Raw genomic sequence first — 8397 nt, forward strand, 5'->3', positions numbered from 1 at the left:
CTTGAACGCCGCGAGCCCCGCCGCAACGCGCTGGCGCTTTACCGCGGCGAATTTCGCCGGCCAGTCGTTCGCCGGCTGCCCGAGGTAATGATCGAGCAATTCATACGCCAACCCGCGCAGGATCTCGCCGTCCTCGCTGTTGATCTCGATCGCGAAGCCGACATTCTTTTCGGGGACCAGCACGACGATCGTCTGGAACCCGAACACCGCGCCGCTGTGCTGGATGATCCGCGCCCCGCGATAGTCGCTCACCGTCCAGCCCAAAGCATAATTAAGGAAATTGGGCTGGGTGAGCTTCAGCGCCTCGGGCTCCTCGCCGATCGGCATCGGCGTCACCGGCTTCCACATCTCGGCGCCTTGCGCCGGGCTGAAGAGTTGCCCGCCCTGCGGCAATTTGCCGTGCGCAAGCTGGATCTGGAGCCAGGTCGCCATATCCGCCGGGCTCACCGCCAACCCACCCGCCGGAGCGGCATTGCGCCCGAGCCCGTCACGCTCGTCGAGCGCTTCCTGATCGCCCGCCCCGCGCAGCCCACCGTTCATCCGCGCATGCGGTTGGGCGCGGTCGGCGCTGGCGAAGCGATCATTGTCGTCGGTGACTGAATCGCGCATCCCCGCGGCGCGGAGCACATGCTCGCGAACGAAATCCTCCCAGCGCTGGCCGCTCACCGCCTCGATCAGCTGACCCGCGACCATATAGAGCACATTGTCATAGGCATAAGCGCTGCGGAAACTCGTCACCGGCTTGAGGTAGCGCAGCCGCCGCACCGTCTCCGCGCGTGACAATTGGCTGCGCGGCACGAACAGCAGATCGCCCGCGCCGAGCCCGAGCCCGGAACGATGCACCAGCAGATCGCGGATCGTGATCTCGCGCGTGACCCAGGCGTCCCACATGCGGAAATCGGGGAGATGATCGATCACGCGATCGTCCCAGCCGATCTTGCCCTGATCGACCAGCAAGGCGAGCGCCGCCGCGGTGAATGCCTTCCCGGTCGTCCCGAACGGGAAGATCGTGTGCGCGGTGACCGCCTCACCCGACCCGATCCGCTTCTCACCGAAGCCCTTCACCAGCACCGGCGCGCCGTTTTCGACGATCGCCACCCCCATGCCGGGCACCCCGGTCGCACGGCGCAGCGCCTCGACCCGCGCCTCGAACCCCTCAGGCGGCGCCGCGAGCGCCGCGACCGGAAACGCGACCGAGGCGAGGATAACGGCGGTGAGGATGCGCTTCATGCGAGCTGTCCCGTTGTTATGCCAGGCAGGAATCGATCAGCCGCTCCAGCGCCGGTCCGCCGCGCACCGGATCGGCCACCGGCAGGCCGTAAGCCTCTGCGAGCGCGGCAATCTCGGCCTCGGCCGCTGCGGCATCCAGCGCAGCGGTGTTGAGGCTGATGCCGGCGCAGCGGATCGCCGGATTGGTCAGGCTGCCAAGCGCGATCGTCTGATCGATCACCGCACGGATCGAAGGAATAGGGAATTGCGGCATCCCCATGATCGTCTCGCGCCCCGGCAAATGGCAGACGACGAACACATCGGGTTGGCTGCCGTGGAGCAGGCCGAGCGACACCGCGGCATAGGCCGGGTGGAACAGCGAGCCCTGCCCCTCGATCACGTCCCAATGATCGTCCGCCGCATCGGGGCTGAGCAATTCGGCCGCACCGGCGAGGAAATCGGACACCACCGCGTCCATCGGCATGCCCGCGCCGGCGATCATAATCCCGGTCTGGCCGCTCGCGCGGAAATCGGCGGCGACACCGCGCGCCTTGATCCCCTCGGCGAGCGCGAGCGCGGTATATTTCTTGCCGAGCGCGCAATCGGTGCCGACCGTCAGCAGCCGCTTGCCGCTGCGCTTGCGCCCCGAGCCGGTCGGGATGCCCGGCGGCGGGCTGCGCACGTCGATCAGCTGGCGGCCGAGCCGCGCGGCTTCCTTCGCCAGCACCGGGATATCGCTCAGCCGCTCGTGGAGCCCGCTGACCAGATCGAGCCCCGCTTCGAGCGCCTCGACCAGCGCGCCGAGCCAGCGCTCGGGGATGACCCCGCCGATATTGGCGACCCCGATCAGCAACGATCGCGCACCGCGCGCATGAGCCTCGGCAGGCGTCATCCGGGCGAGGCCGGTGGTGACGGCGCATTCCGGCAGGACGAATTCGCCGACGCAGCGATCCCCCGCCCAATCGGCCAGGCCAAGCGCGGTCTTGGCGTACCCGCGCTCGGCCGCATCCCCCAGAAACAGCAGATAGGGCTGCGGCAGCGACAGCGCGCCAGCGGTGATGGCCTGGTGTAGAATCGTCATATTCCTTGTCCGAGTGATGCTCTATACAGGCATCATGATCCTAATTAGAAAAATTTCAACTTAATTTTCTGATTGAGACAAATCGATCCGCCGGATCGGCTGATCGAGCAGCCGGAGCAGCCCCGCCGCCACCGTCGCGATCACGGCGAGCAGCGCGAAATAGCTGCTGCGATCGAGCAGGCTCCACAGTCCGCCGACCAATCCGGCGAACAGGCTGCCGCTGAAGATCGCAAGATACCAGGCGGCGACGGTGGTCGCCCCCAGCTTGGCGGGGGCTAGGCGGGCGAAGAGACCGAGACCGATCGGCAGCACGAACAATTCGCCGATCGTGAAGATCAGGAAGAACAGCGCGAGCCACAGCTCGCCTTCATGTCCCCCGCGAACCACGTCACCGCCGCGAGCAGGAAATAGGCGCCGCCGACGATCAGCGCGCCAAGCGCCATCCGCCGCGCCGGCGGGGCATCATATCCAGCCGCCGCGCGACGCCGCCACACCGCGAGCAGGATCGGGGTCAGCAGCATGACCAGCAACGGATTGAGCGATTGAAACCAGGTCATCGGGATCGACAGACCGCCCAGCCGGCGATCGACGCCGCTTTCCGCCCACAAGGCAACGGTATTGCCGACCTGTTCGTAAGCGCCGCGAAACACCGTGACCGCGAGCCCGACCGCGCCGAGCACCAGGACCAATCGACGGCCCGAGGGTCCGCTTTCATCGACCGGGGCGGGCGCCGCGTCTTTCGCGCGAACATCCGCAGGCAGATATTGCTGCCCGCCGAGATAGATCAGCAACCCGGCGAGCATCCCGACGCCGGCCGCGCCGAAGCCGTAATGCCAGCCGTAAAGCTCGCCGAGCGTGCCGCAGATCAATGGCGCGAGAAACCCGCCGATGTTGATGCCGACATAATAGACATTATAGGCCCAGCCGCGCCGCGGATCGTCCCCGCGGTAGAGGCCGTTGATCTGGCTCGGCAGGCTGGGCAGGAAGAAGCCGTTGCCCAGCGCGATCGTCGCGAGCGCGATGTAGAACATCGCCTCGAACGCCATCAGGAAATGGCCGAGCGCCATGATGCTCGCGCCGACGATCACTGCACGCCGTTTGCCCAGATAGCGATCCGCGATCACCCCGCCGACGATCGGGGTGAAATAGGCGCAGGCGGTATAGGCGCCGTAAACGAAGGAGGAATGCGGCTGGGTGAACAGCAACTGCCGGGTCATGTAATAGACCAGCAGCGCGCGCATGCCGAAATAGGAGAATTGCTCCCACATGTTGGTGAGGAACAGGATCGTCAGCCCGCGCGGCTGACCGAACCACGTCGCCTCCCCCTCACCCGCCTGCCGCATCTCGGTCATGCGGCGACCCGTGACTCCGCGCCCCACACCCGCTCGTCGCACCAGGCGGTGCCGTCCTGATAGACGATCCCCGGATTGCGATCCTCCTTGAGGAAGATCGGCCCGTCGAGATCGCAGATATCGCAAAGCTGGCCGAGCACGAGGCTCGGCGCCATGCTGAGCGAGGACCCGCCCATATTGCCGACCATCACGTCGAGCCCGATGTCGCGCGCGGCGCGGGCGATCATCAGCCCCTCGGTCAGCCCGCCGCACTTGTCGAGCTTGATGTTGACGACCTGGAACCGCCCCTCCAGTCCCGGCACGTCGGCCAGGGTCAGCGCGCTTTCGTCGGCCGCGATCGGGACCGGCGAGCGATAGCCGTCGAGATCCGCCTCACGCCCGCGCGCGAGCGGCTGTTCGATCAGCGACACCTTTTCGGTGACCATCGCCGCCGCGAGCGCATCGAGATCGGCGATCTTGAACCCCTGATTGCCGTCCACCCCCAGCCACACGTCGGGCCGCGCGGCGCGAACCGCCCGGACGCGCGCGATATCGAGATCGAGATCGCCGGTCAGCTTGATCTTGATCGCCTTGACCGGGCCGAACGCGACCGCGCTCGCCGCCATCAGCGCGGGATCGTCGGCGCCGAGCGTGAAGGTGGTGACCACCGGTTTCGCCTCGGGCAGCCCGGCAAGCTTCCACACCGGAAGCCCGCTGCGCTGCGCCTCCAATTCCCACAAGGCGGCATCGACCGCATTGCGCGCGCCGCCCGCCGGCATGATCTCGCGCAGCGCGGCGCGATCCGCCCCGGCCTCGATATCGGCGCGCGCATGCTCCAGCGCGGCGAGCATATGCGGCACGTCGTCGCCCATATAATAGATGCCATTGGCCTCGCCGCGGCCGCGATGCGTGCCGTCGCTCAACGTCGCGATGACGCAATTCACGCCGTCGAACACATAGCCCGAGATGCGGAAGGCGGCCTTGTAGGGCAGGCGCTCGACCTGAACATCCAGCGACAATTTGGCCATGCGGAACACTCCCGTTGCGGTGTTGCGGAGGAGCGACGTTCGGGGGAGCGCGGCCGCATATCGCCGGCCTTGCCCCCGGGCGCGAGCACCCTCTCCTTCAGATGATCGGGCACTATTTGCCCTATCAGGACTTTTCAAGCCTGTTTGGAAAATTTTGCAAGTCGAGGGACGGACGACATTCCCAAGGTCCGTCCCCTTTACCCCACCGTCACCCGGCCTTGAGCCGGGGTGACGGAGATGTGGCCGCCCTCCCCCTTGTCCTGATCTGCGATTGACGAGTCTCAATCAGGACAATAGCGTTCCCATCGGACAATCGACCCATTGAGTCGAGCCAGCTTTTCGATTCCGGGTCCGCCCCGGCGGAATGAAGAGGGGATAAGTCGCATGAAGTTGAAGCGCTCGTTGATGCTCGCGGCCGTCGCGGGACTGTCGATCACGGTTCCGGTGCTCGCGCAGTCGCCGGCCCCGCTCGAAGCGTTTCTCTCCTATACGTTCGTCGGGGAACTGGCCGCGCCGACCGCCGCGGATCGCATCGCCTGGACCGAATTGCATCAGGGGCGCCGCAACATCTGGTATGCGACCGCGCCCGATTACCGCCCGCGGCGGCTGACCAACGGCACCGACGACGACGGGCAGGAATTGTCCGATCTCGCTTTCTCGCCCGACGGACGCGTGCTGGCGTGGACGCACGGCGCGGTCGAGCATAATCCTTTTGCGGACGGGCTTCCCGCCGCCAACCCGGCTTCGGTCGTCACCCAGCCGTCGATCGAGATCTGGGCGTCGGTCGACGGCGGCGCGCCGGTCAAGGTCGCCGACGGCGAAGGGCCGAAGGTGTCGGCGTCGGGGCGGATCGCCTTTCTGCGTGACAATCAGGTGTGGACGGTCGGCGCGGACGGCACGGACAAGCCGCAGAAGCTGTTCTACGATCGCGGGAAGATCGAGGAGATCGCCTGGTCGCCCGACGGCAAGCGCCTCGCCTTCGTGTCGGATCGCGGCGATCACAGCTTCATCGGCGTCTATGACGGCCCCGACCGGCCGATCGTGTGGCTCGCGCCGGCGACCGCGATCGACGATTCCCCCACCTGGTCGCCCGACGGGAAAAGCATCGCCTTCGCGCGGCGCGCGGGGGATGTGAGCATCCTCGAATCGCCGCTCGTCGCCAAGCCCAACCCCTTCTCCTTATGGGTCGCCGCCGCCGACGGCAGCACCGCGAAGCGCGTGTGGCAGAGCCCGAATACGTTGCGCGGCTCCTATCCGCAGGTGCCGGGCGGGCTGTACCTCAAATGGGGCGCGGGCGACCGGCTGACCTTCCGCGCCGAAATGGACGGCTGGGCGCATCTCTACTCGCTCGCCGCGACCGGCGGCGAGCCGGTGCTGCTGACCCCGGGCGAGTTCATCGTCGAACATGTCACGATGGCGCCCGATCGCGCGAGCCTGCTCTACAGCGCCAATACCGGCGGCGCGGCGGGGGATATCGATCGCCGCCACCTCTATCGCGTCCCGGTCGATCGGGCGGCGCCGGTCGCGCTGAGCGGCGGCAAGGGGCTCGAATGGACGCCGACCCCGCTCGCCGGCGGCAAGCTCGCCTATATCGCCGCAACGACGAGCGAGCCGCCACGCGTGACGCTGGCGGAGGCGGACGGCCGCGGCGGGCGCGTGCTGCCCGCGACCGCCGCATCCTATCCGTCGGACCGGCTGGTCGTCCCCACCCCGGTCACCTTCGCCGCGCCCGACGGCCTCACGATCCACGGCCAGTTGTTCACCCCGCAGGGCGGCGGGGGCAAGCATCCCGCGCTGATCTTCGTCCACGGCGGGCCGCCGCGCCAGATGCTGCTCGGCTGGTCCTATATGGATTATTACACCCACAGCTATGCGATGAACCAATATCTCGCATCGCGCGGCTATGTCGTGCTGTCGGTGAACTATCGGCTCGGGATCGGCTATGGCCGCGATTTCCAGCATCCGGCGAAGGCCGGCGCGGCGGGCAATGCGGAATATCAGGATGTCGTCGCGGGCGCACGCTATCTCCAGTCGCTCCCCGCGGTGGACGCGGCACGGATCGGGATCTGGGGCGGCTCCTATGGCGGGCTGCTCACCGCACATGCACTGGCGCGCAACAGCGACATCTTCAAGGCCGGGGTCGATTTCCACGGCGTCCACGACTGGTCGATGTTCGGGTTCGCCGCGCCGAAACGCTACGAACAGGGCGACCACGCCGAGGCGCTGCGCACCGCGTTCGACAGCTCGCCCGAGGCGGCGCTGCCCGGCTGGCGCTCGCCGGTGCTGCTGATCCACGGCGACGACGATCGCAACGTGCCGTTCAACCAGACGGTCGATCTCGCGCGGCGGCTGGCGGCGCAGAACGCGCCGTTCGAGGAGCTGATCTTCCCCAACGAGATCCACGGCTTCCTGCGCCACGACACCTGGCTGCGCGCCGATCGCGCGATGGTGCGCTTCCTCGACGCGCATCTGAAGCCGCAATCCGCCAAACAAGGGAGTGAATAAGATGGACAAGACCCGCGTGACGCGCCGGGCGATGATCGGCGGCATGGCGACGGCATCGACGCTCGTCGCCTTCCCGATGCTCAACACCGGCATGTATCGCGTCCACGCCGCGTCGACGCGCACTTATGCCAAGCGCGTCGTCGATCTGGTCAAGAGCTCGCTCGTTATCGACATGCTCGGCCCGCTGTCGCTCGATTTCCGCCCCGAGACCGTCGCGGCCAAATTGTCCGAGGCGCAGATCGCCGACTTCCGCGCGAGCGGGATCACCGCCTTCCACAATTCGGTCGGCGTCGGCGGCCCCGATGCCTTTGCGCTGGTGCTCGAATTCCTCGCCGGGTGGAGCGCGTTCGTCGGACATAATGACGAGGTGTTCACGCTCGTCCGCGACGCCGCCGACATCGATCGCGCCAAGCGCCAGGGCAAGGCCGCGGTGATGATGGGGCTGCAGGATTCGGATCACTTCCGCACCGCCAAGGATGTCGCGCGCTTCTATAATCTCGGCCAGCGCGTGTCGCAGCTCACCTATAATACGCAAAATCTGATCGGATCGGGCTGCACCGACCGGGTCGACGGCGGGCTCAGCGATTATGGCGTGGAGGTCGTCAAGGCGATGAACGCCGCCGGGATGCTGGTCGATACCTCGCATTGCGGCGATCGCACGACGCTCGACGCGATCGCGGTATCGCCGGTGCCGATCGCGATCACCCACAGCAATTGCCGCGCGATCAACAACCACCCCCGCACCAAGACCGACGAGGCGATCAAGGCGCTCGGCGCCAAGGGCGGGGTGATGGGGATCACCGGGGTGCGCAATTTCGTCAGCGGGCAGGAACCGACGACGATCGCCAATGTCGCCGACCATATCGATCACGTCCGCAAGCTGATCGGGATCGATCATGTCGGGATCGGCACCGACGCCGATCTCTACGGCTATGACAAGATGGCGCCCGATCAATATGCCGCGCTCAAGGCGGGGTATAAGGGCAGCTACGCGTTCCGCGACAAGATCGATATCGAGGCGTTCAGCGGCCCACTCAAGATCTACAATCTCACCGAGGAACTGGTGCGCCGCGGCTATAGCGACGCCGATGTGCGCGCGGTGCTCGGAGGGAATTTCCGGCGGCTGCTGGGCGCGACGTGGAAGTGAGGCGCGGCCGATCGCTTCTTCCTTCTCCCCTCCCTTGACCAAGGGAGCATCTGTGATGTTGATCAAGCGGGTCGAGGTATCCATGGCCGGTTTTGA

At 66.8% G+C, this 8397-nt stretch carries 7 protein-coding genes; 2 read left to right on the forward strand and 5 right to left on the reverse strand.

Annotated features, from left to right (window positions below; all coding sequences use genetic code 11):
• The 5 genes from BGN95_RS05335 to BGN95_RS05355 form a co-directional block, all read right to left on the reverse strand.
• A partial coding sequence (locus BGN95_RS05335) for a serine hydrolase domain-containing protein (protein ID WP_286771874.1) occupies window positions 1–1230 on the reverse strand: 1230 nt, incomplete at its 3' end.
• A gap of 16 nt (window positions 1231–1246) precedes the next feature.
• Window positions 1247–2290 carry an N-acetyltransferase DgcN family protein gene (locus BGN95_RS05340; RefSeq protein ID WP_179511024.1) on the reverse strand — a complete coding sequence of 348 codons (1044 nt, stop codon included), beginning with the start codon at window positions 2288–2290 and terminating at the stop codon, window positions 1247–1249.
• A 60-nt stretch (window positions 2291–2350) separates the two neighbouring features.
• The gene (locus tag BGN95_RS05345) at window positions 2351–2677 is read right to left on the reverse strand and encodes a hypothetical protein (protein ID WP_286771875.1); all 327 of its coding nucleotides are present in this window, start codon (window positions 2675–2677) and stop codon (window positions 2351–2353) included.
• Window positions 2626–3642 (reverse strand): peptide MFS transporter, encoded by a 1017-nt coding sequence (locus BGN95_RS05350; RefSeq protein ID WP_286771876.1) that lies wholly within the window; start codon window positions 3640–3642, stop codon window positions 2626–2628. The genes BGN95_RS05345 and BGN95_RS05350 overlap by 52 nt, the downstream gene beginning before the upstream one ends.
• Complete coding sequence (locus BGN95_RS05355; RefSeq protein ID WP_179511022.1) at window positions 3639–4649, reverse strand: dipeptide epimerase; 1011 nt, start codon at window positions 4647–4649, stop codon at window positions 3639–3641. Before BGN95_RS05355 ends, BGN95_RS05350 begins: the two co-directional genes overlap by 4 nt.
• A gap of 384 nt (window positions 4650–5033) precedes the next feature.
• On the opposite strand from BGN95_RS05355, the gene BGN95_RS05360 reads away from it, so the two are divergent.
• Both BGN95_RS05360 and BGN95_RS05365 read left to right on the forward strand, forming a co-directional pair.
• On the forward strand, window positions 5034–7154 hold the full coding sequence (locus tag BGN95_RS05360; RefSeq protein WP_286771877.1) for a S9 family peptidase: 2121 nt from the start codon (window positions 5034–5036) through the stop codon (window positions 7152–7154).
• Window position 7155: 1 nt separating this feature from the next.
• Complete coding sequence (locus BGN95_RS05365; RefSeq protein WP_265313216.1) at window positions 7156–8301, forward strand: dipeptidase; 1146 nt, start codon at window positions 7156–7158, stop codon at window positions 8299–8301.
• Window positions 8302–8397: the final 96 nt, after the last annotated feature.

The sequence above is a fragment of the Sphingomonas sp. 66-10 genome (assembly GCF_001897045.1).
Lineage (GTDB): Bacteria > Pseudomonadota > Alphaproteobacteria > Sphingomonadales > Sphingomonadaceae > Sphingomonas > Sphingomonas lycopersici.